Here is a 512-nt window from a genome sequence, read left to right on the forward strand (position 1 = left end):
GCTTGGCCACGGTGCAACCCGCCGCCGCAACCACAAACGAGGACGCCGTCGACACGTTGAAGATGTTCGCACCGTCTCCGCCGGTGCCGACCACGTCAACCACGCCGGCGAGAGTCTTGAGTACGACCTTCTCCGCCAGCTCGCGCAGATCGGCGCCTTTATGATGGCCATGCGCATGAAGAGCGAAAGCATCGACGAAATCGTCGGCGCCGTGTCGGTGATGCGCGAGCTGGCGGACAAGGTCGAACTCAAGACTCTCGCCGGCGTGGCCGCTTGCCCAGCGCTGGCGTGGCAGCTTGCTGCAACAGGGTTGGCGGTTGTGGCTCAACGAGCTGCGCGCCTGCCCGCCAACAACCCGGTGATCTGCACCCTGCGCGACGACAGCGTGCCGGAGCTGGCGCGGGAGCTGGGCAATACACGTTCCGCGGCGGCCCTGGAGCTGTGGCGCCCGCACCTGGCCGGCAGCGTGGTGGTGATCGGCAACGCACCGACCGCTTTGTTCTACCTGTTGG

At 66.6% G+C, this 512-nt stretch carries 2 protein-coding genes; one reads left to right on the plus strand and one right to left on the minus strand.

Annotated features, from left to right (window positions below; all coding sequences use genetic code 11):
* A partial coding sequence (locus AC0L3U_RS38405; RefSeq protein WP_473364961.1) for a hypothetical protein occupies positions 1-103 on the minus strand: 103 nt, incomplete at its 3' end.
* Positions 104-175: 72 nt separating this feature from the next.
* Here AC0L3U_RS38405 and AC0L3U_RS38410 point away from each other — a divergent pair.
* The coding region (locus AC0L3U_RS38410) for a precorrin-8X methylmutase (protein WP_473364962.1) at positions 176-512 on the plus strand (337 nt) is incomplete at its 3' end.

The organism is Bradyrhizobium sp. Kon69 (assembly GCF_055807515.1).